The sequence below is a fragment of the Neoaquamicrobium sediminum genome (assembly GCF_013240295.1).
Taxonomy (GTDB): domain Bacteria; phylum Pseudomonadota; class Alphaproteobacteria; order Rhizobiales; family Rhizobiaceae; genus Aerobium; species Aerobium sediminum.
This window is the reverse complement of record NZ_JABETK010000001.1, coordinates 1,620,466-1,642,767: the sequence shown is the minus strand read 5'-3', so window position 1 is coordinate 1,642,767 and position 22,302 is coordinate 1,620,466. Positions and strand designations below refer to the sequence as shown.

At 63.2% G+C, this 22,302-nt stretch carries 19 protein-coding genes and 2 pseudogenes; 13 read left to right on the top strand and 8 right to left on the bottom strand.

The genetic code is table 11. The features are described from left to right. The first annotated feature begins 38 nt into the window (after window positions 1–38). The 3 genes from hisF to coaA are packed head-to-tail and all read left to right on the top strand — an operon-like array spanning window position 39 to window position 2,152. Window positions 39–821 (top strand): imidazole glycerol phosphate synthase subunit HisF, encoded by a 783-nt coding sequence (gene hisF, locus HK436_RS07965; RefSeq protein ID WP_173188651.1) that lies wholly within the window; start codon window positions 39–41, stop codon window positions 819–821. 21 nt (window positions 822–842) lie between these two features. Next, a complete protein-coding gene (locus tag HK436_RS07960) occupies window positions 843–1,166 on the top strand; it encodes a phosphoribosyl-ATP diphosphatase (RefSeq protein WP_173188649.1) in 324 nt (107 codons plus the stop codon). Between the two features lie 26 nt (window positions 1,167–1,192). Then, the gene (coaA, locus tag HK436_RS07955) at window positions 1,193–2,152 is read left to right on the top strand and encodes a type I pantothenate kinase (RefSeq protein WP_173188647.1); all 960 of its coding nucleotides are present in this window, start codon (window positions 1,193–1,195) and stop codon (window positions 2,150–2,152) included. Here the strand turns inward: coaA and HK436_RS07950 are convergent. From HK436_RS07950 to HK436_RS07915, 8 genes are all read right to left on the bottom strand, one after another. Then, the gene (locus tag HK436_RS07950) at window positions 2,139–2,438 is read right to left on the bottom strand and encodes a phosphatase PAP2 family protein (protein WP_312860576.1); all 300 of its coding nucleotides are present in this window, start codon (window positions 2,436–2,438) and stop codon (window positions 2,139–2,141) included. The genes coaA and HK436_RS07950 overlap by 14 nt on opposite strands. Continuing rightward, complete coding sequence (locus HK436_RS07945) at window positions 2,396–3,265, bottom strand: phosphatase PAP2 family protein (protein ID WP_173188645.1); 870 nt, start codon at window positions 3,263–3,265, stop codon at window positions 2,396–2,398. The genes HK436_RS07950 and HK436_RS07945 overlap by 43 nt, the downstream gene beginning before the upstream one ends. Before the next feature lie 60 nt (window positions 3,266–3,325). Then, on the bottom strand, window positions 3,326–3,946 hold the full coding sequence (locus HK436_RS07940) for an alpha-ketoglutarate-dependent dioxygenase AlkB family protein (protein WP_173188643.1): 621 nt from the start codon (window positions 3,944–3,946) through the stop codon (window positions 3,326–3,328). Window positions 3,947–4,023: 77 nt separating this feature from the next. Beyond that, window positions 4,024–4,482, bottom strand: coding sequence for a peptidoglycan-binding protein LysM (gene lysM / locus HK436_RS07935; RefSeq protein WP_173188641.1), 459 nt, complete (start codon window positions 4,480–4,482; stop codon window positions 4,024–4,026). 110 nt (window positions 4,483–4,592) lie between these two features. Beyond that, complete coding sequence (gene arfB, locus HK436_RS07930; protein WP_173188639.1) at window positions 4,593–5,030, bottom strand: alternative ribosome rescue aminoacyl-tRNA hydrolase ArfB; 438 nt, start codon at window positions 5,028–5,030, stop codon at window positions 4,593–4,595. A gap of 75 nt (window positions 5,031–5,105) precedes the next feature. Further along, window positions 5,106–7,391 (bottom strand): methyl-accepting chemotaxis protein, encoded by a 2,286-nt coding sequence (locus HK436_RS32315; RefSeq protein WP_280515585.1) that lies wholly within the window; start codon window positions 7,389–7,391, stop codon window positions 5,106–5,108. Between the two features lie 165 nt (window positions 7,392–7,556). Next, entirely contained in the window at window positions 7,557–8,222 is a 666-nt protein-coding gene (locus HK436_RS07920; RefSeq protein ID WP_173188637.1) for a nitroreductase family protein, read from the bottom strand. 100 nt (window positions 8,223–8,322) lie between these two features. Beyond that, the gene (locus HK436_RS07915; protein WP_173188635.1) at window positions 8,323–9,933 is read right to left on the bottom strand and encodes a phosphoenolpyruvate carboxykinase; all 1,611 of its coding nucleotides are present in this window, start codon (window positions 9,931–9,933) and stop codon (window positions 8,323–8,325) included. A 357-nt stretch (window positions 9,934–10,290) separates the two neighbouring features. Here HK436_RS07915 and HK436_RS07910 point away from each other — a divergent pair. The 10 genes and pseudogenes from HK436_RS07910 to addB all read left to right on the top strand — a co-directional run bounded on the left by HK436_RS07910 (window position 10,291) and on the right by addB (window position 22,267). After that, a pseudogene (locus HK436_RS07910) lies at window positions 10,291–10,991 on the top strand (response regulator transcription factor). A 29-nt stretch (window positions 10,992–11,020) separates the two neighbouring features. Then, window positions 11,021–12,801, top strand: a pseudogene (locus tag HK436_RS07905) (sensor histidine kinase). Then, window positions 12,801–13,244 carry an HPr kinase/phosphorylase gene (locus tag HK436_RS07900; protein ID WP_173188633.1) on the top strand — a complete coding sequence of 148 codons (444 nt, stop codon included), beginning with the start codon at window positions 12,801–12,803 and terminating at the stop codon, window positions 13,242–13,244. The pseudogene HK436_RS07905 and the gene HK436_RS07900 overlap by 1 nt, the downstream one beginning before the upstream one ends. A gap of 320 nt (window positions 13,245–13,564) precedes the next feature. After that, window positions 13,565–13,966: a PTS sugar transporter subunit IIA gene (locus HK436_RS07895; RefSeq protein WP_173188631.1), complete on the top strand. Its 402-nt coding sequence runs from the start codon at window positions 13,565–13,567 to the stop codon at window positions 13,964–13,966. Continuing rightward, on the top strand, window positions 13,963–14,241 hold the full coding sequence (locus tag HK436_RS07890; RefSeq protein WP_173188629.1) for an HPr family phosphocarrier protein: 279 nt from the start codon (window positions 13,963–13,965) through the stop codon (window positions 14,239–14,241). The genes HK436_RS07895 and HK436_RS07890 overlap by 4 nt, the downstream gene beginning before the upstream one ends. Before the next feature lie 143 nt (window positions 14,242–14,384). Further along, window positions 14,385–15,782: an adenosylhomocysteinase gene (ahcY, locus tag HK436_RS07885; RefSeq protein WP_173188627.1), complete on the top strand. Its 1,398-nt coding sequence runs from the start codon at window positions 14,385–14,387 to the stop codon at window positions 15,780–15,782. A gap of 209 nt (window positions 15,783–15,991) precedes the next feature. Beyond that, window positions 15,992–18,532, top strand: a complete 2,541-nt coding sequence (locus tag HK436_RS07880; protein ID WP_173190031.1) for a sensor histidine kinase — start codon at window positions 15,992–15,994, stop codon at window positions 18,530–18,532. 5 nt (window positions 18,533–18,537) lie between these two features. Further along, window positions 18,538–20,034 carry a tRNA (adenosine(37)-N6)-threonylcarbamoyltransferase complex ATPase subunit type 1 TsaE gene (gene tsaE / locus HK436_RS07875; RefSeq protein WP_173188625.1) on the top strand — a complete coding sequence of 499 codons (1,497 nt, stop codon included), beginning with the start codon at window positions 18,538–18,540 and terminating at the stop codon, window positions 20,032–20,034. Then, the gene (locus tag HK436_RS07870; protein ID WP_244648604.1) at window positions 20,031–20,741 is read left to right on the top strand and encodes a nucleotidyltransferase family protein; all 711 of its coding nucleotides are present in this window, start codon (window positions 20,031–20,033) and stop codon (window positions 20,739–20,741) included. Before tsaE ends, HK436_RS07870 begins: the two co-directional genes overlap by 4 nt. Continuing rightward, window positions 20,738–22,267 carry a double-strand break repair protein AddB gene (gene addB, locus HK436_RS31240; RefSeq protein ID WP_244648603.1) on the top strand — a complete coding sequence of 510 codons (1,530 nt, stop codon included), beginning with the start codon at window positions 20,738–20,740 and terminating at the stop codon, window positions 22,265–22,267. The genes HK436_RS07870 and addB overlap by 4 nt, the downstream gene beginning before the upstream one ends. The last annotated feature ends 35 nt before the right edge of the window (window positions 22,268–22,302 follow it).

The following is a 22,302-nucleotide window of genomic DNA, read 5'->3' as shown; positions in this document are numbered from 1 at the left end:
AGCGGCGAGGACGCGCAAACGAAAATGGAGGCCGTCCTTTGACCCTTAAGGCGCGCGTCATTCCCTGTCTGGACGTCAAGGACGGCCGCGTCGTCAAGGGCATCAGCTTTGTCGACCTGATCGATGCCGGCGACCCGGTGGAATCGGCCAGGGCCTATGACGAAGCCGGCGCCGATGAGCTGTGCTTCCTCGACATCACCGCGTCGTCGGACAATCGCGAAACCATCTTCGACGTGATCGCCCGCACAGCCGATCACTGCTTCATGCCGCTCACCGTCGGCGGCGGCGTGCGCGCGGTGGCCGACATCCGCAAGCTGCTGCTGGCGGGGGCCGACAAGGTGTCGATCAACACCGCGGCGGTGAAGAACCCCGACTTCGTCGCCGAAGCGGCCGACAAGTTCGGCAACCAGTGCATCGTCGTGGCCATCGATGCAAAGAAGGTCTCACAGGCCGACGAGACGGATCGCTGGGAGATCTTCACCCATGGCGGGCGGCAGGCCACCGGCATCGATGCGGTCGAGTTCGCCCGCAAGGTCGTTGACCTCGGCGCGGGCGAGATCCTGCTGACCTCCATGGATCGCGACGGCACCAAGGCGGGCTATGATCTGGCCCTGACCCGCGCAGTCGCCGATGCGGTGCGCGCGCCGGTCATCGCCTCCGGCGGCGTCGGCACGCTGGACCATCTGGTCGAGGGCATCCGCGACGGCCACGCGACCGCCGTTCTGGCGGCCTCGATCTTCCATTTCGGCACCTTCACCATTGCGCAGGCCAAGGCGCACATGGCAAAAGCAGGCCTGCCGATGCGGCTCGACGCCGCCTGAATGTCGGGAGGAAAGACACCCTTGTCAGGGTTCTCGCTGAAAGATCTGGAGACGATCGTGGCCGAGCGTGGCAGCTCGGGCGCAGACGATTCCTGGACGGCCCGGCTGTTTGCCAAGGGCATCGACAAGGCCGCCCAGAAGATGGGCGAGGAAGCGGTCGAAACCGTCATTGCCGCCGTCAAGGGCGAGCGCGACGCGGTGATCTCCGAAAGCGCCGATCTGCTCTATCATTGGCTCGTGGTGCTCGCGCTGTCCGGCGTGAGTCTCGATGAAGTGCTGGCCGAGCTCGAGGCGCGCACGAACCGCTCGGGCGTTGCCGAAAAGGCCGCGCGCAATTCTGGCTGAGGGAGCCGGGGCAGGGACGAATGCCGATGGACCAACTGACGCCCGGCGAGAAATACTCACCGTATCGCATCTTCTCCGCCGAACGCTGGGCAGAGTTTCGCGCCGACACGCCGCTGACGCTGGCGGAAGACGAAGTGCGCCGGTTGCGTTCGCTGAACGACCCGGTCGATCTCGACGAGATCAGGCGCATTTACCTCACCTTGTCGCGCCTGCTTTCCGCCCATGTGGAGGCGAGCCAACTTCTTTTCCGGCAGCGCCGCGTGTTCTTCAATTCCGACAATGCGGTCAAGACGCCGTTCATCATCGGCATCGCCGGGTCCGTGGCCGTAGGCAAGTCGACCACGGCGCGCGTGCTGAAGGAGTTGCTGCAGCGCTGGCCGTCGAGCCCGAAGGTCGACCTGGTGACGACTGACGGTTTCCTGCTGCCCAACGAGGTCCTGCGGCGCGAAAACCTGATGGAGCGCAAGGGTTTTCCGGAAAGCTACGATGTCGGCGCGCTGCTGCGGTTCCTGTCGGCCATCAAGTCCGGCCAGCCGGACGTGCAGGCGCCGCTCTATTCGCACATGACCTACGACGTGCTGCCCGGCGCCTACGTGACCATCGACCGGCCCGACATCCTGATCTTCGAAGGCATCAACGTTCTCCAGACCCGCGACCTGCCGCAGGACGGCAAGTTCGTGCCGTTCGTTTCCGACTTCTTCGATTTCTCGATCTACATCGACGCGGACGAGAACATGGTGCACCACTGGTATATCGACCGTTTCATGCGATTGCGCGAAACGGCATTCAAGAACCCCGAATCCTTCTTCCATCGCTATTCGCAGCTCTCCGAAGAAGCCGCGCGCGCCATCGCCGAGGGGCTGTGGGCCAACATCAACCTGAAGAACCTCAGGGAGAACATCCTGCCGACGCGGCCGCGCGCCGACCTCGTCCTGCGCAAGGGTGCCAACCACCTTATCGAGGAAGTGGCCCTCAGGAAGCTGTAGCGGCTGCCTCCGTCTCGGGATGTGCCGAAGGCTCGGGGGCGGAAATGTGCCTTCGCCTGTCTGCCATGCCTGTCCGTGCGTAGCGCTTTACCAAGACGTGGATGACAGCGACGATCGCTATGGAGACATAGCCGTCGATCGCATAATGCCAGGCCAGATAGACCGAGCTGGCGATGATGAACGCGACATACGCAAAAGCCGCGATGCCCAGCCGCCGCGAATATTCGGCGATGAAGAACGCGTTCATGGCGACGAGCGCGACATGGACGCTCGGAAACGCGGATATGCCGGAGCCGAAGCTCGTGGCGCCGGACTCATGCAGCGACCAGAGATAAGCCTGGTAGGCAACCGCGAATTGGGGCTTTCCGCGCCGCGAGCGAGAAAGGCAAGCTGCTCGGCAAAACGCGCCGCGTCGCCCGTCACTTCACCATAGAAGGCAGGCCCCGCCGAGAGGAACAGCGTGGCAAACACATTGCCGCACACGATCCATGTCAGCATGAAGCAGGTAATGTAGCGCCCCCTGATCGCGGCGGCTCGAGGCGAGGTCGCAACGAAAAATAGCAGGCCGAAGCAGAGCACGAACCACAGCACGTTGTAGTTCCACTCAACCATCGTGCGTATGACATCGTGCTCGCCGAAGCTGTAAAGCAGTCGCCACGGGTCGACCCCGAAATGCAGCAGGCGGTCGATATCCGCTTGAATTCTGTCGTATTGGAAGCCGTCGCGCCAGTACGTCATTGCGTTCTTCAGCGACGTGAAGGTTCCCTGGAACAGCACCATCACCATCAGGAGCGCGACGCCTGAGGCGAGCGTGGCCATGCGCGCGGGTGAAAATGCCCGGCGCATGGCAAGACCGCGGCGGGCGTTCAGCCGATGCACGACCCGCGCGGCATCGATAATGATGGCGACCATCGGGAAGAACAGAATGAAGAGGATCGCCCAGCGCCGGACATAGACCCAGTAGGTGGCGCTGTCTTCAGTGTCCGTGAGCTGAAGCAGGAAAAGCCCTGCCACGGTATAGGCCAGAACGAACAGATAGAGCGCTGCGTCGGCGCGCACCATCCGCGCAGTTTCCGAAATCGTGTTCCTGCACCAGCGCAGAAATCCGGTCATGGCCAAGGCTCCTGCCAATCTTTGACGGGCGGACCCTAGCTAACAAACCTCAACATTCTCCTAGCGCGGGTTGGTGACCCGCCGCAGCGTCAGGTTGATGCGGCCGCCATTTTTCAGGAGCGTCGAGGTGGCCGGATAGATCCGGTCGACGCCGTGGAAGGCGAGGCGTCCCTCTCCGCCCAGCACCACCAGATCGCCGCTGGCGAGTTTGAAGGATAACGTGCTGCCACCGCGTGTCGTTTCTCCCACCCGGAACCGGCAGGTGTCGCCCAGCGATACCGAAAGCACGGGTGCGGCGAAATCCTGCTCGTCTCGATCCTGGTGCAGTCCCATCTTCGCGTCGGCCTCGTAGAAATTGACGAGACAGGCCTCCGGCGGTGCTTCGTACCGCGCGACCTCTCGCCAGAGCGCCATCAGCCGTTCGGGGATCGGCGGCCATGGTTCGCCTGTCAGCGGGTGGGTCGGCTGATAGCGATAGCCTTGGTCCTTGTCGGTCACCCAGCCGAGTGAGCCGCAATTGGTCATGCGAACGCTCATCGGCTTTCCGGTGCGCGGCATGGTGGGCACATAAAGTGGCGCTGCCTGCACCACCGCGCGGATATCCTCCAGCAGCGCTTCCTGGGCGGTACGGTCGAGAAAGTCAGGTATGTGCCTCACACCTTGCGGTAAAGCCAGAGCCATCAGATTACCATGATAAAACAAATCCGGCGGCATGATAGCCGCCGGATAGGAATATTTTCAAGAGATGATACTGGCTGTCAGCCTTCCAGCGGCGGGATCCGCAGCACCTGTCCAGGATAGATCTTGTCCGGGTCGCTGAGCATCGGCTTGTTGGCCTCGAAGATGAGCGTGTGCTTGGTGCCCTTGCCCTTGCCGTAGTGGCGCTCGGCGATCTTCCAGAGGTTGTCGCCCTTCACCACGGTGTAGAGCGTTGGCTCCTTCTCGGCCTTGTCGGGCGCGTCCTCGACGACCAGTTCGGTTTCGACCGCCTCGACGCCGGCGGTGTTGCCGATCGCGATGACGGCCTTTTCCAGCGTCGCCTGGTCGGCAACGGAGCCCTTCAGAACGGCCTTTCCGCCGACAACTTCGACCTGCACCTTGTCGGTGCCGAGCCCGTGTGAGTCGAGTTCCTTCTTGAGTTCCTCAACCTTGGGTTCCTCATCGTCGCCGAAGCCGAGCTTTTTTCCGATGGATTTCGCAAAACTGAACAGGCCCATGCCGCAGTCTCCTTGTTGTCTGCAAAGAAATGATCGCCCCTGAGGCGACATTGGCCCAGCGAAACCGAAAAGAAAAGCAAGGATTTCGCTTCGGCGACCGCCGCCCAGGGTCAGTCGGGAGCAACCTTGCCGCGCATTTTCTTGATGCCGGAGCGGCCGGCCTTTTCCTTCAGCCGTCGCTCGACCGCGCCTTTTGATGGTTTGGTCTTTTTGCGCGGTTTGGGCGGCGGCTCCGCGGCCTTCGCCAGCAGTGCTGCAAGCCGCGCCCGCGCATCCGCCCGGTTCTGCTCCTGTGTGCGGAAGCGTCCAGCCTCGATGACGATGACGCCATCCTTGGTCGCGCGCTGCCCGGCGAGCTTGAGCGCGCGTTCGCGCACCCTTTCCGGCAGGCCGGGCGCATTGGCTGCGTCGAACCGAAGCTGCACGGCGGTGGCGACCTTGTTGACGTTCTGGCCGCCGGGCCCGGAGGAACGGATGAACTGCTCCTCGAGCTCGTCTGCGCCGACCTCGACGCCCGGCGCGATATGCAATCCCCTGTCCGCGTTCATGCCGTTGTTCCGTGTCCGAACCCGCAAAGCGGGCAAACACTACATAGAACGGCGCTGCTGGCGCGGAAACCCCGGTCAGAATTCTTCCCAACCAGCCTCGTCCGCAGGCGTGACGGCCTGCGCTGTTGCGGCGCCGGAACCACCCCGGAATGCAACGGCGAGGCGCTGACCGACGGCGCGGATTCCCGATGTCGGATTCTTCGGCACGGATCTCGGCTCGCGCAGGCTACTGGCGGGTGCTTCGCGGCCCAGTTTGAACTGTGCCAGCAAAGCGTTGAGCGCCGAGGCTTCGCTAGCGAGCTTGTGGCTCGCAGCCGTCGACTGCTCGACCATCGCGGCATTCTGCTGCGTGCCATGGTCGATCCGGTTGACGGCAATGTTGATCTCGTTGAGGCCGGTTGCCTGTTCGCGGGACGCCTCGACGATCGCCACGACATTGGTGCTGATCTCCTGCACCTCCGAGACGATGGTGCGCAGTGCCTCGCCCGCCTCGCCCACCAGCTCGACACCGGCGCGGACATGTTCGCCCGACGTGGTGATGAGCGTATTGATTTCCTTGGCTGCATTGGCGGCCCGCTGGGCGAGGTCGCGCACTTCCTGTGCAACCACCGCAAAGCCGCGGCCGGCCTCGCCGGCACGTGCCGCCTCGATCCCGGCATTGAGCGCGAGCAGGCTGATCTGGAAGGCGATCTCGTCGATGACGCCGTTGATGGTGCTGATCTGCGTCGACGAGACCTCGATGCGATCCATCGCCGCGACCGCGTCCTGCACGATGGCGCCTGAACGCTCTGCCCCGGTCCGCGTGCGGGCAACCAGTGCGCCTGCTTCCTCGGCGCGTCGGCTGGAATCGCGGACCGTCGTGACGAGCTGCTCCAGCGCAGCCGCAGTCTGTTCGACGGATGCCGCCTGTTGTTCAGTACGCTTCGAAAGATCGTCGGAAGCGTTCCGTATTTCGTCCGAGCCGGCGTGGATCGCATTGGCGTTTTCGCCAACCGTCTGCAACGCGGCCTGCAATCTTGCGACCGAGTTGTTGAAGTCGGCCCGCAGCCTTTCCATCGATGCCGTGAACGGTTCATCGATCCGCTGGGCAACGTCGCCGTCTGCCAGCCGGCTCAGGCCATCTGCAAGCACGTCCACCGCATGCTGCAGCGCGCGCGCATGGCGTTCCTTCTCATCGCGCTCGAGTTCATCGCGCTCGCGCGCTTCGCGCTGGCGTGCTTCCGCGGCGTCGCGTTCTTCGTTGACCTTGCGGATGGTGTTTTCGCGGAAGAGCTGAAAGGCATCGGCGATCTCGCCGATTTCGTCGCGGCGGCCGAGCCCCGGTATCTCCACGTCCAGTTCGCCGGAGGCGAGTGCGCGCATCGAACGCGCCGTGCGGGAGATGGGAAGAGCGACGGAACGCCAGACGAGGAAGCCGGACGCCAGAACGGCAAGCAGGACCCCGCCGACCGCCACCATGACCATGCGTTCGATCGAGGTCGTGGCGTTGATGCGCGCAGTACTCACCTCACCGCGCACGTTCTCGATCTCCGCGCGGATGCGGTCAAAGACCGGCTCGATCGCCGAAAAGCTCTCCGACACCTCGGCATCAAGCTCCTGGCTGCGCGCTGACGCGTCGGCAAAATCCTTGAAGGTCGCCTCATAGGCATCCAGCGTCGCCATAACCGCCGTATGGCCACTCGAGGAGCCGAAAACACCGCCGGGGCGGGAGCGCAGGGTCTCGATTGCCTCGGTCACGCGGGCGCGGTTCTGCTCGCTTGGCGTGACCACGAAATCCTTTTCACGGTTGAAGATTTGCGCCACATCGACTTTCAGCGCGGGATAGGGAATGCGCGCGAGCTGCTCGGAGAGAAAGCCGGTTGCCGCGCGGAGCTCGCTTTGCAGGCCCTTTTCGGCGCTCACGCCGAGCCGTCGGGTCACTTCCACGGCTTCGCCAAACGCCTGGAGATAGCGCTGGTAACCCTGTGTCAGAACGCCTTCGCCGGGCACGTCGCGCTGCTGGTTGCGAGCGATGATCGCCTCGATCGTTTCGAGCGACCTGGCGACCTCTTCACTGCGCGCCGCATGCATTTCGACGTATTTCTCGTCGCGGCTCAGGAAGAAGTCCTTTTCGTTCCGACGCAGTTCGAGGAGACCGATCTGAAGCTCGCTGGTCACCGCTGCGGCCTGGTTCGCCTGAGAAGCCGTCGCATCGATCTGACTGATGAGACTGCGCTCGTAGACAAGAAGCCCGGCAACGGCGAGCACGCCGACTACGCCCACCAAGGCAATCAGCGCGATGCGATGGGAAATGCGAAACGCGAACAGGTTCATGGTCGAGCCTTCGGAGCGGCATCCGGCGACCGAAGCGGTCCCGGGCATGGAAATCTGGTGAGATAAGGTCTGGAATGCCGGCGCCGGCGGAGGTTCGACATCATGTCTGGCCGGGCGATGCGTGCCCGGACCCTCGCCGCCAGAAGACGCGCAATAGATTAAATCTCGGTGAACCGCCGAGATGTCGCCAGATTGGCCTTTGCCGCTACGAGGCTAGTCTTTCCAGACGATGACGTCCTCGACCGGCTTGCGCTTGATATCGGGCACCTTGGCCTCGTCGGCGGGATAGCCGGCCACGAGCAGGATCAGCGCCTTTTCATGCTCCGGTCTGCCGCAAATATCGTTCAGAAAGCCCATCGGCGACGGTGTATGGGTCAGCGTCGCAAGACCAGCATTGTGCAGGCTGGCGATCAGCAGGCCGGTAGCGATGCCGACCGATTCCGGGACGTAATAGTGCTTGGCGCGTTTGCCATCCGGACCCAGCCCGTAGCGCTGCGCGAAGATGGCAATCAGCCAGGGCGCGGTCTCGAGGAACGGCTTGTCTGCATCGGTGCCAAGCGGTGCGAGCGCATCCAGCCATTCGGTCGATGCGCGGCCGCTATAGAAGTCGCGCTCCTCCTTCTCGGCCGCCACCCTGATCTGGCTCTTGAGTCCGGGCTCATTGATGCACACGAACGTCCACGGCTGCTGATTTGCGCCCGATGGGGCTGTGGCAGCCGTCATCACGCAATCCTCGATCAGTTTCTTGGGCACGGGCCGCGAGGAGAAATCGCGCACCGTGCGTCGCCTGTCCATCAACGCGCGAAAATCGGCTGCGCGCGTCGACATTTCTTCCGGCGAGTAGCCGGCGAAGGCCAAGGGTTTGTGCATAGCGAGCATCGACGGTTTCCTCCCGTTTTCCGCATGCAATCATGACCGCAACACAAAGAAAAGGCCCGGCTTTGAACCGGGCCTTCATGAAAGTTGCAGTGGATTGTCTCTATTCAGCCGCTTCTTGCAGCCGGGGCGCGGCGCTCAGCGTGCTTGCGTCGACATGGGCTTCGAACTTGCCGAAATTGTCGATGAACATTCCAACCAGCCGTTTGGCCTGCCGGTCGTAGGCTTCCTTGTCCGCCCAGGTCGAGCGCGGATCGAGGATCGATGCATCCACGCCCGGTACCGAAACCGGCACCTCGAAGCCGAAATTGGCGTCGGTGCGGAATTCCGCCTCGTTCAGGGAGCCGTCAAGCGCGGCCGAAAGCAGCGCCCTGGTCGCCTTGATCGGCATGCGGCTGCCGATACCGTAGGCGCCGCCTGTCCAGCCGGTATTAACGAGCCAGCAGTCGACGCGGTGGCGCGCAATGAGATCGCGCAGCAGGTTGCCATATTCGGAAGGATGACGCGGCATGAACGGTGCGCCGAAGCAGGTGGAGAAGGTCGCCTCGGGCTCGGTGACGCCCTTTTCCGTCCCGGCGACCTTGGCGGTGTAGCCTGAAAGGAAGTGATACATCGCCTGAGCCGGCGTCAGCCTGGCGATGGGCGGCATCACGCCGAATGCGTCGGCGGTCAGCATGATGATGTTCTTCGGATGACCAGCCCGCCCCGTGGCGCTGGCATTGGGGATGAAGTCGAGCGGATAGGCGCAGCGCGTGTTCTCGGTGAGCGAGCCGTCGTCGAAGTCCGGCACGCGGTTGTCATCCAGCACCACGTTCTCGAGTACGGTGCCAAAGCGCCGCGTCGTCGCGAAAATCTCGGGCTCTGCTTCGGCCGAAAGCTTGATGGTCTTGGCGTAGCAGCCGCCTTCGAAATTGAAGATGCCGTCTTCGCCCCAGCCATGTTCGTCGTCGCCGATGAGCGTGCGTCGCGGATCGGCCGAAAGCGTGGTCTTGCCGGTGCCGGACAGGCCGAAGAACACGGCCGCGTCGCCTTGCGGCCCTTCATTGGCCGAGCAGTGCATGGGCATCACACCGCGCGCCGGCAGCAGGTAGTTCAGCGCGGTGAAGACCGACTTCTTCATCTCGCCGGCGTAAGACGTGCCGCCGATCAGCACCACCATGCGTGCGAAGTCGATCGCGATGACCGTTTCGGTCCTGCAGCCATGTCGGGCAGGATCGGCCCTGAACGACGGCAGGTCGATGATCGTCATCTTGGGCGCGAAGCTGGAAAGGGCCTCGCGCGCGGGGCGGATCAGCAGATTGCGGATGAAATGCGAATGCCAGGCATATTCCGTGACGACACGTGTCGGCAGACTGTTCGCCTCGTCCGCGCCGCCAACGAGATCCTGGACGTAGAGATCGAGCTTCGCTGCATGAGCGAGGAAGTCGTCGTGCAGGAGCGCAAACTGCTCCGGCGACATTGGCTTGTTGTTGTCCCACCAGACCTGCGCGTCGGTGTTCGCATCCCGCACGACGAACTTGTCTTTCGGGGAACGCCCCGTGTGCTGTCCCGTTGTGGCGACAAGTGCACCGTGGGCCGTCAGTCTCGCTTCGTCACGGCGAAGCGCGTGCTCGACCAGCTCGGCGGGACCAAGATTGTAGTGAACGGTGCCCGAGGTCTTCAAACCGCAGGTGTCGATCCCATTGTCGGGATTGCGCAGGCCGATTTCTGTCATCTCTACCACCAAGGACCGGAGCCGAACCGAGATACTTTCCCTCCCGACGCTGCTGCAAAAACGCGCCCGATCTGGAGGTGAAAGGTTCAGAAACAGAAAAGCTCATTGATTTCAAATCATTAATCGATTTAAAGATTTTCAATTCTGTTTAAATCGGTTGTAACGGTTTAAATCTTCCAGCGGCCGATACATATTGGCCGAAGACTGACAGGCCGGCGAAGCGGAAGGGCCGCTTGCCTTTATCGCGCCGGACGTGCATGCGGGGAAAAGGCATGCCACAATTTGTACCCAATTTGTCCGTCTACAGCCCCTTCTCGATGCAGGAAGGGACACCCGCTCATGAGGGAGCCACTTGAAATGGCAACTATCGCGCTTGTCGATGACGACCGGAACATCCTGACGTCAGTTTCGATCGCGTTGGAGTCCGAAGGCTATCGCGTCGAGACCTATACCGACGGCGCCTCCGCGCTTGAGGGTCTTTCCGCGCGCCCGCCCAATCTCGCCATCTTCGATATCAAGATGCCCCGCATGGACGGCATGGAGTTGCTGCGGCGCTTGCGCCAGAAGAGCGACATGCCGGTCATCTTTCTCACTTCCAAGGATGACGAGATCGACGAGCTCTTCGGGCTGAAGATGGGCGCCGACGATTTTATCCGCAAACCGTTCTCGCAAAGGCTGCTCGTCGAGCGTGTCCGTGCCGTGCTGCGCCGTGCCAACGCTCGCGAGGCAGGCGTCAAGACCCCGGCCAGCAGGCGCGCTCGCTGGAGCGCGGCCAGCTTGTCATGGACCAGGAGCGTCACACCTGCACGTGGCGGGGCGAACCGGTTACGCTGACGGTCACAGAATTCCTTATCCTGCATTCGCTGGCGCAGCGCCCCGGCGTGGTCAAGAGCCGCGATGCGCTTATGGATTCTGCTTACGACGAGCAGGTCTATGTCGACGACCGCACCATCGACAGCCACATCAAGCGGCTGCGCAAGAAGTTCAAGGCCGTCGACGACGATTTCGACATGATCGAGACGCTTTATGGGGTAGGCTACCGCTTCCGCGAGGCATGACGCCCGCGAGGCGACTACTGCAGGGCTGAATGGCGGCAGACATCGAAAAAGGCGTCACCGGGACAAAGTCCGAGGTGAAGCGCGGGTCCAGGCCCTTGAGCCGGCACGTTCTGGTGCCGGTCAGGCGGGTGCTGGGCCATTATGTCTTCTCGAGCCTGACGCGCCGTATCCTCGTTCTGAACCTGGCCGCGCTCGGGGTCATGGTTGTCGGCATTCTCTACATCAACCAGTTTCGCGACGGGCTCGTTCAGGCGCGGATCGAAAGCCTGATGATCCAGGGCGAGATCATCGCCAGCGCGATTGCCGCGTCGGCGACGGTCGAGACCGATTCGATCACCATCGATCCCGAGAAACTCCTAGAGCTTCAAGCGGGAGAAAGCCTGCCGCCGGGATCGGGGCAACTGGACAGCCTGCACTTCCCCATCAACCCGGAACGGGTCGCGCCGGTCCTGCGTCGCCTGATTTCGCCGACGCTGACGCGGGCGCGCATTTTCGACCGCGACGCCAATCTGCTGCTCGATTCCCGCGCGCTCTATTCACGCGGCCAGATCCTGCGTTACGGCCTTCCGCCCGTTGAGGAAGAAAAGCCGGGCCTGCTGGAGCGGGCCGAAAAGCTTCTGCTCAGCCTCTTCCGGCGCTCCGACCTGCCACTTTACCACGAACAGCCTGGCGGCAGCGGCACAGCCTATCCCGAAGTCATGCAGGCCCTACAGGGCAGTCCGTCCTTCATCGTGCGCCGCAGCGATCAGGGGAGCAGATCGTTTCCGTCGCCGTGCCGGTCCAGCGCTTCCGGGCCGTGCTCGGCGTGTTGATGCTGTCGACCCAGGGTGGGGACATCGACAAGATCGTGGCCGCCGAGCAGCGCGCCATCCTCAGGGTTTTCGGCGTGGCTGCGCTGGTCAACGCCATCCTTTCCATGTTGCTGGCTTCCACGATCGCAAATCCGCTGCGCCGCCTGGCGGCAGCCGCCGTCAGGGTGAGGCGCGGCGTGAAGAACCGTGAGGAGATACCCGACTTTTCCGACAGGCAGGATGAAATCGGCAATCTGTCCGTGGCGCTGAGGGACATGACGAACGCGCTCTATGCGCGCATCGAGGCGATCGAGAGTTTTGCCGCCGATGTCAGCCATGAGCTGAAGAACCCGCTTACATCGCTGCGCAGCGCGGTCGAAACCCTGCCACTGGCCAAGACGGAGGAGTCGCGGGCGCGCCTTCTTGAGGTGATCCAGCACGATGTTCGCCGCCTCGACAGGCTCATCACCGACATCTCGGATGCATCGCGTCTCGATGCTGAGCTCGCCCGCGAGGATGGTCGTCGTGTCGACCTGCTGAAACTGATTACCGAAATCGCTGAGGCCTCTCGCGAGGCACGCCGTGAGAAGAAGAACGTGGCGATCGAGGTTCGCACCGCCAAGAAGGATCAGCCGGCGCGCGATTTCTTTGTCGCAGGTCACGATCTGCGGCTTGGCCAGGTGCTCACGAACCTGATCGAAAACGCGCGCTCCTTCGTGCCGGAAGACGATGGACGCATCATCATCACGCTGTCGCGCACGACGCGGCACGTGGTCGTCACTGTCGAGGACAACGGCCCCGGTATTACCGTCGACGATATCGAGCGGATCTTCGAGAGGTTCTACACCGATCGTCCCTCGAGCGAGGCGTTCGGCCAGAATTCGGGACTGGGCCTGTCAATCAGCCGTCAGATCGTCGAAGCGCACGGCGGCCGCCTCACCGCCGAGAATATTCCAGGCGCCAAGCCAGGTCAGTACCAGGGTGCGCGCTTCATCGTCACCTTGCCCGCCGAAGCCTGATGGGCCGGACCAATCTTCACGCGACCGCACTCGTGGCCGGCGAAAGCGGACTCCTGATTACCGGGCGCTCGGGCGCCGGGAAATCGCTACTGGCTGCCCGTCTTGTTGAGACCCTGCACGCCCGCGGAGACTTCGCGGTGCTGGTTTCGGACGATCAGATCTGGGTGGAGAGGTTGGGGGTACGTCTTGTTGCCGAAGCGCCCGATATGATCGCCGGCCTGATCGAGTTGCGCGGGTATGGGCCGGCGCGGGCTGCGTCCGAGAAGCGGGCGGTGATGGACCGAATGGTGGCACTTGTCGAACCCGCCGCCGCGCCGCGCCATCGCGAAGCGATGTCCGAAACGGTGCTCGGCGTTTGTCTGCCGTGCCTCGCGCTGCCGGAACGTAATGTCGAGGCGAACGTCCCGGCCATTCTCGCCTGGTTAGCCGGCGAGCCGGGGTAGCTGGTCCGTTTGTTGCCAGACTTTGCGCAAAACTGCGGCAATTTGGCCTTGTTTGGTGCAAATTTGGGCTTGTCAAAGGTTAAACCGCTGACAAGATAGCGCACCTTGCCGTCTGGCTCCGCGCGCCGCGTTATCCGGAAGCAGGGGTTTGGGGCAAAGTCGGATTGCGCGGGTCACGAATGGCAGCGCAAGCGCGTGTGACGGGAGTGATTGTTGATCAATTCTGACGATGCCGGTGGCTATTGTAGGCCCGGCGAGGACTCCTCGAAACGATCATCGCCTGTTCAACGTTCCCGCATCTGCCGGGGCTGGTTGCCGGCATGATCGGTCTCGTACTCGTCACGCATGGCCGCCTGGCCGAGGAATTTCGTCACGCGGTCGAACACGTGGTGGGCCCGCAGAAAAACTTCGAGACCGTCTCGATCGGCGCTGACGATGATATGGAGCAGCGTCGCACCGACATTGTAGATGCCGTCGCGCGCGCGGACACCGGGACAGGTGTGATCATATTGACCGATATGTTCGGCGGCACGCCCTCCAATCTCGCCATATCCGTGATGAGCTCCGGCAAGGTCGAGGTGATCGCCGGCGTGAACCTGCCGATGCTGATCAAGCTGACCAGCGTGCGGGCCGGTGACGATATGGCGACAGCTCTTCAGGAAGGCCAGATGGCAGGCCGTAAATACATCAATGTCGCGAGCCAGCTCTTGAGCGGTAAATGACCGGCGTAATCAGCAGGGACCTCACGATCGTCAACAAGCGCGGGCTGCATGCGCGCGCCTCCGCCCGTTTCGTCCAGCTTGTCAGCGGCTACGACGCGGCAGTGGCGGTCGAAAAGGATGGCGTGAAGGTGGGCGGCACGTCCATCATGGGGTTGATGATGCTGGCCGCAAGCCCTGGTTGCACCATCAGCGTCAGTGCAAGCGGGCCCCAGGCCGCGGAGCTGATGGACGCGCTTGCCGATCTGGTCGCCTCCCGTTTCGGCGAGGAGTGCTGACGCCAGCGCTTCACATGCACGGATAAAGATTTCTTTATGTCCTATTGCCGCAAATGCGGTTTTCTGCTACTCGGCGGGCCAGACTTGCGCGCCCTGTATACACGCCCGAGCGCGCTGATTTCACCGGATTTGGAGTGAACGCCATGAGCGCGCAGGATTATATCGTCGCCGACATTTCACTTGCGGACTGGGGCCGCAAGGAGATCGAGATCGCTGAAACGGAAATGCCCGGCCTGATGGCCAGCCGGGAGGAGTTCGGCGAAAGCCAGCCGCTCAAGGGCGCGCGCATCACCGGCTCCCTCCACATGACCATCCAGACCGCCGTGCTGATCGAGACGCTGCAGGCGCTCGGCGCCGAAGTGCGCTGGGCCTCGTGCAACATCTTCTCGACGCAGGACCACGCCGCCGCCGCCATTGCCGCCGCCGGCACCCCGGTCTTCGCGGTCAAGGGTGAGACCCTGACCCAGTATTGGGAATATACCGACCGCATCTTCCAGTGGGCCGATGGCGGCCTCTCCAACATGATCCTCGACGATGGCGGCGATGCCACCATGTACATCCTGATCGGCGCCCGCGCGGAAGCAGGCGAGGATGTGCTTTCCAAGCCGGGCAACGAGGAGGAGGAAATCCTCTTCGCGCAGATCAGGAAGCGCATGGAAGCGACGCCCGGCTTCTTCACCAAGCAGCGTCAGGCGATCAAGGGCGTCACCGAAGAGACGACCACCGGCGTCAACCGCCTTTATCAGCTCCAGAAGAAGGGGCTGCTTCCGTTCCCGGCCATCAACGTCAACGACTCGGTCACGAAGTCCAAGTTCGACAACAAGTACGGCTGCAAGGAATCGCTGGTCGACGGCATTCGCCGCGCGACCGACACGATGATGGCCGGCAAGGTCGCGGTCGTCTGTGGGTACGGTGATGTCGGCAAGGGCTCATCCGCCTCGCTGCGCGGCGCAGGCGCACGCGTCAAGGTCACCGAGGTCGATCCGATCTGCGCCCTGCAGGCTGCGATGGACGGCTACGAGGTCGTCACGCTGGACGACGCCGCCGCGAGCGCCGACATCGTGATCACGACGACCGGCAACAAGGACGTCATCACCATCGACCATATGCGCAAGATGAAGGACATGGCGATCGTCGGCAACATCGGCCACTTCGACAACGAGATTCAGGTCGAGGCGCTGCGTAATCTCAAGTGGACCAACGTCAAGCCGCAGGTCGACCTGGTCGAGTTTCCGGGCGGCAACCGCATCATCCTGCTGTCGGAAGGCCGACTGCTCAATCTCGGCAACGCCACCGGCCATCCGAGCTTCGTGATGTCGGCGTCCTTCACCAACCAGGTGTTGGCGCAGATCGAACTCTGGACCAAGGGCGAGCAGTACAAGAACGAGGTCTATGTGCTGCCAAAGCACCTCGACGAGAAGGTCGCCCGGCTGCATCTGGACAAGGTCGGTGCAAAGCTCACCGAGCTGTCCAGCGAACAGGCCGCTTATATCGGTGTGACGCAGCAGGGCCCGTACAAGCCCGAACACTACCGCTACTGATTTATTAACCATTCACCACAATATATTGAGGCCGGGCGATTGACTTTGTCGCTCGGTCTTTTTTGCGCGCCGTTCGCCTTCACGGCGATTCGGTCACACGGTACAGTGATGTGATTCGTGACGCGTCCGTTTATGGTGAGGGGAAACCGAAAAGGGTGCGTCCATTCTTGGCGAATCTGGCGCTCGTGCGGCGGAGAGGACATTTGAAGATGCCAGGCGGGCAGCGACTGGATGCGGAGAAATCCGGCACCGGCGACCGGAGCGATTCCAGCGTCGGTCCGGGATTGCGTGTGAAACGACGGAAGCTGGTTGCCGTTCGCCTGTCGGCGCTTCTGGGCACTGTTTGGTCGTCCTCGGCGCTCGCGCAGGAAAACGCGATCCAGCTCGCAACCAAGATACCAGTCAGCACCATGGACGTCGTCCAGCTTGCGCTGTTCGCGGGTATTACCGGAGCGGCCATCCTGTCGGCGATCCTGCTGATACGCGAACGGGCCCGCACGGCCAGCGAGAATGTGAGCCTTCGCGAACGTGTGGCCGAGACCGGCAATGCGCTCCAGCGCGCAGAGGCCTTGCTGAACCTGAAGGATCAGCGCATCCTCGTCTGGTTCGGCGACGAACGGAAACCGGAGCTCGTTGGCTCACTCTCCCGCGCTGATGCGCCGGAGGATCGGGCCACGTTTCTGGCGTTTGGCAAATGGCTTGCCCCGCGCAGCGCCGCCCGTCTTGAGCGCGCAATTTCCTCCTTGCGGGAAGAAAAGCAGACCTTCGATCTCGTCGTCGAGACCAACAAGAGGGCTTTCCTCGAGGTACAGGGACGCATCGCCGCCAACCATGTCGCGGTGCGTTTTCTCACACTTTCCGATGCACGGCGCGAACATGCGGAATTGCGTATCGAGCATCAGCAACTGCGCGGCGAGCACGAAACGGTCCTGAAGCTTCTGGATGCGCTCGCGATGCCCGCCTGGCTACGCGGTGGCGACGGCAGGCTGCAATGGGTGAATGCGGCCTATGCGCAGGCGGTGGAAGCAGCAAACGCTGCGGCAGCCATAAACGAAAGCCGCGAATTCCTTGGAACCAGCGCACGCGAGCAGATCGCGCGCGATCACCTTTCGTCGCCCGTCTTCGCGCAACGCCTGTCGACCGTGATCGGCGGCGATCGGCGCATCTTCACGGTTACGGACGTGGTCGACGGCGAGGGTTCCGCAGGGCTGGCTTGCGATGTCAGCGATGTCGAAACGATCCGCGAGGAGCACGAGCGTACGGTCCGCAGCCATGCCGATACGCTTGACCAGCTCAACACGGCGGTCGCGATATTCGATACGGACCAGAAGCTGCGCTTCTTCAACCAGGCCTTCCAGAAGCTCTGGGAGCTCGATCTGTCCTTCCTGGAAAGCCGGCCCGACAACACGTTGCTGCTCGACAGGTTGCGCAGCGACGGCAAGCTTGCCGAACAGCCCGAATGGCGCCGCTGGAAGGAGAACCTGCTGGGGGCCTATCGCGCCGTGGAGCCGCAGGAGCATCTGTGGCACCTGCCCGATGGCCGTACCCTGCGTGTCGTCGCCAACCCGCAGCCCAATGGCGGCGTGACCTGGGTGTTCGAGAACCTCACCGAGAAGATCAATCTGGAAAGCCGCTACAACACGATCGTGCGGGTCCAGGGCGTCACGCTCGACAATCTCGCGGAGGGCGTCGCCGTGTTCGGCCCGGATGGGCGCGTGCGGCTCTCCAATCCGGCTTTCGCGAACCTTTGGGGCATGCCCGAGGGGCTGGTGAAGGCCGGCACGCATATCTCCGTGATCCGCGCTGCTTGCCAGACGCTCGCCAAGGCGAGCCCCTGGAGCGAACTCGCCGCCGCAGTGACCGGCTTCGACGAGGACCGTCAGGACCGCCACGGCCAGGTCGAGCTCAATGATGGCAACGTACTCCGCTTTGCGGTTATCCACCTGCCGAACGGGCAGGTGATGACGACGTTCATCGATGTGACAGACAGTGTGAACGTCGAGCGCATGCTCAAGGACAAGAACGAGGCGCTCGAGCGGGCCGACCAGCTCAAGAACGATTTCGTCCGCCACGTCTCCTACGAGTTGCGTTCGCCGCTGACGAGCATCAGCGGGTTCACCGAATTGCTGGCTCAGGAGACGGCCGGGCCGCTCAATCCGCGCCAGCGCGACTATGTCGACCACATTGCCTCCTCGTCTTTCGAACTGGAGACAATCGTGGACGATATCCTCGACCTGGCCACCATCGATGCCGGCATCATGGAGCTGGAGATCAGCGAGGTTGTCATCGAGCGTACGGTGCGCTCCGCAGCAGATCTCGTGGCCGAGCGGCTGCGCGAACATTCCATTGCACTGGACATCGAGCTGGAGCAGGCCCCGGCCTCATTTCACGCAGATGAAAACCGCCTCCGGCAAATTCTGTTCAATCTGCTCAGCAACGCTGCCAATTATGCGCCGGAAGGATCGACGATACAGCTGACCTGCATGCGCGATCCGGCGGGCGTCGCTTTCAGGGTTCATGACGACGGGCCGGGCATCCCGCCCGATGTGCTCGACGGAATCTTCCGTCGGTTCGAGCCGCATGCCAATGGCGGTCGCGAGCGCGGCGCCGGACTCGGCCTGTCGATCGTCAAGAGCTTTGTCGAGCTGCACGATGGTTCGATCGAGATCGATACCGGTGAAGGCCGCGGCACAACGGTCATCTGCCGCTTCCCCATGGCGCCGGAAGGATTCCGGGAGGCGGCGGAATAGCGTTCATGGTCGAGCGCTCGATCGAACTGGATCTGCCAGACGAGACCGCCTCGTCCATCCTTGGCGAAGACCTGGCTGCGGTGCTGCGCCCCGGCGACGTGCTGGCGCTTCACGGCGATCTGGGGATGGGCAAGACGACGCTCGCACGCGCAATCATCCGCGGCCTTCACGGGGAGCCGGATCTGGAGGTTCCTAGCCCGACCTTCACGCTCGTGCAGGCCTATGAGGCGCGTTTTCCGATCCATCACTTCGACCTCTATCGCCTGGCCGCCGCGGATGAATTCGAGGAGCTGGGTTTCGACGAGGCGGTCCGCGATGGCGTGGCGTTGATCGAATGGCCGGAACGCGCGGAAGAAAGATTGCCCGGCGACGCCGTAACGGTGGCCCTGTCCGAACATGGATCCGGTCGACACGCACATATAACCGGTCCGGCCGATTTCATGGCGCGGCTCGACCGGTCCCTGGCCATCCGCGCATTCCTCGATCGATCCGGATATGCGGGTGCGGCCCGTGCCTATCTGGTTGGAGATGCTTCTGCGCGCGCATACGAAACCATATCTCTCAAGCAAGCCGCGCCGGTCATCCTGATGAACGCGCCGCGTCCGCCGTCGGGTCCAGCCGTCCGCGATGGCAAGCCCTATGCGCAGATCGCACATATATCGGAATCGGTGGTCCCGTTCGTCGCCATCGCACGGGCGCTGCGCGACAAGGGCTTCTGCGCTCCGGAGGTCTACGTATCGGATTTCGAGCGGGGGCTGTTGCTGATCGAGAATCTCGGCAGCGAGAGTGTTCTCGATGCCGACGGCGAGCCGATAGGCGAGCGCTATCTTGCTTCGGCTGAACTTCTGGCAGGCATACATCGCCACGAATGGCAGCCGCAGATCGAGGCTGCGCCAGGCACAGTCCACACGATCCCGCCCTTCGATCGCGACGCCCTTTCGATCGAGAGCGAACTGCTTGTCGACTGGTATCTGCCCCATATTGCCGGCCGCCCGGCAACGGATGCGGAACGCGCGGCCTTCTCGCAGGCGTGGGGCGCAGTGTTCGACACGCTCGAACACTGCGAGAAAAGCATCCTTCTCCGCGATGTCCATTCGCCCAACATCATCTGGCGGGAGAATCGTTCGGGGTCCGATCGCATCGGGCTCATCGACTTCCAGGATGCCATGATCGGCCCATCCGCCTACGATGTCGCATCGCTCGCCATGGACGCACGCGTCACGATCCCGGCGAAACTGGAAAACGCAATTGTCGAGGCATATGTCGCCGCGCGCCAGGCGCAGGGCGGCTTCGACCGACAGGCTTTCGAGGCGGCCTATGCCATCACGGCCGCGCAGCGCAACACGAAGATCCTTGGCATTTTCGTGCGTCTCGATGTCCGCGATGGCAAGCCCGGCTATCTGAGGCATCTGCCGCGAATCCGCTCTTATGTCGCCCGCGCCATCGAGCATCCTGCGCTGCGGCCGGTGCGCGACCTCTATGCGGAGCTCGGTATCCTATGAAGACGGCGATGGTTCTGGCTGCCGGGCTCGGCAAGCGGATGCGCCCGCTGACCGACACTATGCCGAAGCCTATGATAAGCATAGCCGGCAAAACCCTGCTCGACCGAGGCCTCGACGCCTTGGCTGGAGCGGGTGTCGAGAAGGCGGTGGTCAATGTCCACTACCTGCCGCAACAGATCATCGATCATGTCGCCCAGCGCAGCCGACCGCATATCGTCGTGTCCGACGAGAGCGGATTGCTGCTCGATTCCGCAGGCGGCATCGTCAAGGCGTTGCCCGAACTGGGCACCGAGCCCTTCTACATTCTCAACGCCGATACGTTCTGGATCGACCGTGACGGCCGGGATCTCGAGCGGCTTGCCCTTGCGTGGGACGGCGCGCGCATGGATATTCTTCTCATGCTTGCCCGACCCCACGATGCCACCGGACATAGCGGCTCGACAGATTTTCTGCTCGACGCCGAAGGCAGGCTTGCGCGCGCCCGCGGCGCGCCGGAGGGCCTGATCTATGCCGGGGCGGCAATCGTGCATCCCCGCATTTTTGAGGGTGCGGTTGCGGAGCCGCATTCGCTCAACATCTATTTCGACCGCGCCATTGCGGCTGGCCGGCTGTTTGGCATGTCCATGCGCGGCCACTGGATCACCGTCGGCACGCCGGATGCGGTCGCAGCGGCGGAAGCCGCGATAGCGCGCCAGGGCGGGTCATGACCGGCCGCCCTGCGCCGCGCGTTTTCACCATTCCACCCGGCCAGCCGTTCCTGCCGACACTGGCTGACGCTCTTCTGTCGGGTCGCCTCGTGCCGGGCTTCGCCGTTGACGGCGATCCGCTCAAACTGGCTTCAGCCACCATCTACCTGCCAACACGCCGTGCCGCCCGCGCGCTTCGCAGCGCGTTCGTCGACCGGCTTGGCGGCGTGTCCGCCATCCTGCCGACGATCCGGCCGCTGGGCGAGTTCGATGAGGACGCTGCGATATTCGAGGGCGGACAAGCCGACGAACTGACGCTGGCGCCGCCGATCGAGTCGCTGGACCGCATTCTGCTCCTGAGCCCACTGGTTCAGGCCTGGAAGCGCCGCCTGCCTGCCCATGTGGCGGCGCTGTTCGACGAAGAGGTGGTGGTGCCGGCCTCGTTGGCCGATGCGATCTGGCTGGCGCGCGATCTTGCCGCGCTGATGGACGAGATCGAGACCGGCGGTGCGGAATGGAATCGCCTCACGCAGCTCGTGCCGGAAGACCTCGCCAACTGGTGGCAGGTGACGCTCGAATTCCTGCAGATCGTCACGGGCGCCTGGCCCGACCTTCTGAGAGAACGCGACCGCTCCAACCCCGCAGCGCATCGCAATAGGATGATACTCGCCGAGGCGGAGCGTCTTGCCGGCAATCCGCCGGTTGGCCCGGTGATCGCTGCCGGCTCCACGGGCTCGATACCCGCGACAGCGCAATTGCTGGCAGCGATCTCGCGGCTTCCCGAGGGCGCGGTCGTGCTGCCTGGGCTGGACCTGGCGCTCGACGAGGCAAGCTGGCGCGAGATTGGCCGGCCCGATAGCCCGCCCGCCAGCTTCGGACACCCACAGGCCGGCCTGAAAAAGCTGCTCGGCGTGTTGGGTCTCGGCCGCGATCACGTGGTCGAGGTCGCCACGTCGCTTCCGTCCGTTGCCGCCCGCATCGCGGCTGTCAACGAGGCGCTTCGTCCCGCCGAGACGACAGACGCCTGGATCCGCAACCGCGATGCCGCAAGGCCGGAAGCATTCGAAGGCGTCAGTCTCGTCGAAGCCGCCAACGAACGCGAAGAGGCGTCGGCGATAGCGGTGGCGTTGCGGCTGGCCATCGCTGACGGAAACAGATCGGCGGCCCTGGTAACCGGCGATCGCGAACTAGCGCGGCGGGTGGCTGGCGAACTGCGCCGTTTCGGGATCGAGGCGGACGATTCCGGTGGCACCCCGCTGGTCCTGACGCCGCCCGCATCATTGTTCCGGCTGATGCTTCAGACCGCTTTCGCGCCGGGCGATCCGGTTTCGATCATGGCGCTTCTCAAGCATCCGCTGCTGCAGGCGGGTCTGGGTCGCGAGCGGGTCCGGGACGGCTCGGAAACGATAGATCTGATCGCGTTGCGCGGGGGACCGGACGGCCGGACATCGCCAGTCTGGGCGCGGATTTCGAACGCCGGTTCGAGGAACGTCGCGCGAACCCGAGAAAGCCGCCTTGGCTCTCACGCCTTAGAGGGGATCAGGTAGACGCGGCGCAGCTCCTGCTCGTCAAGGTCGCCGAG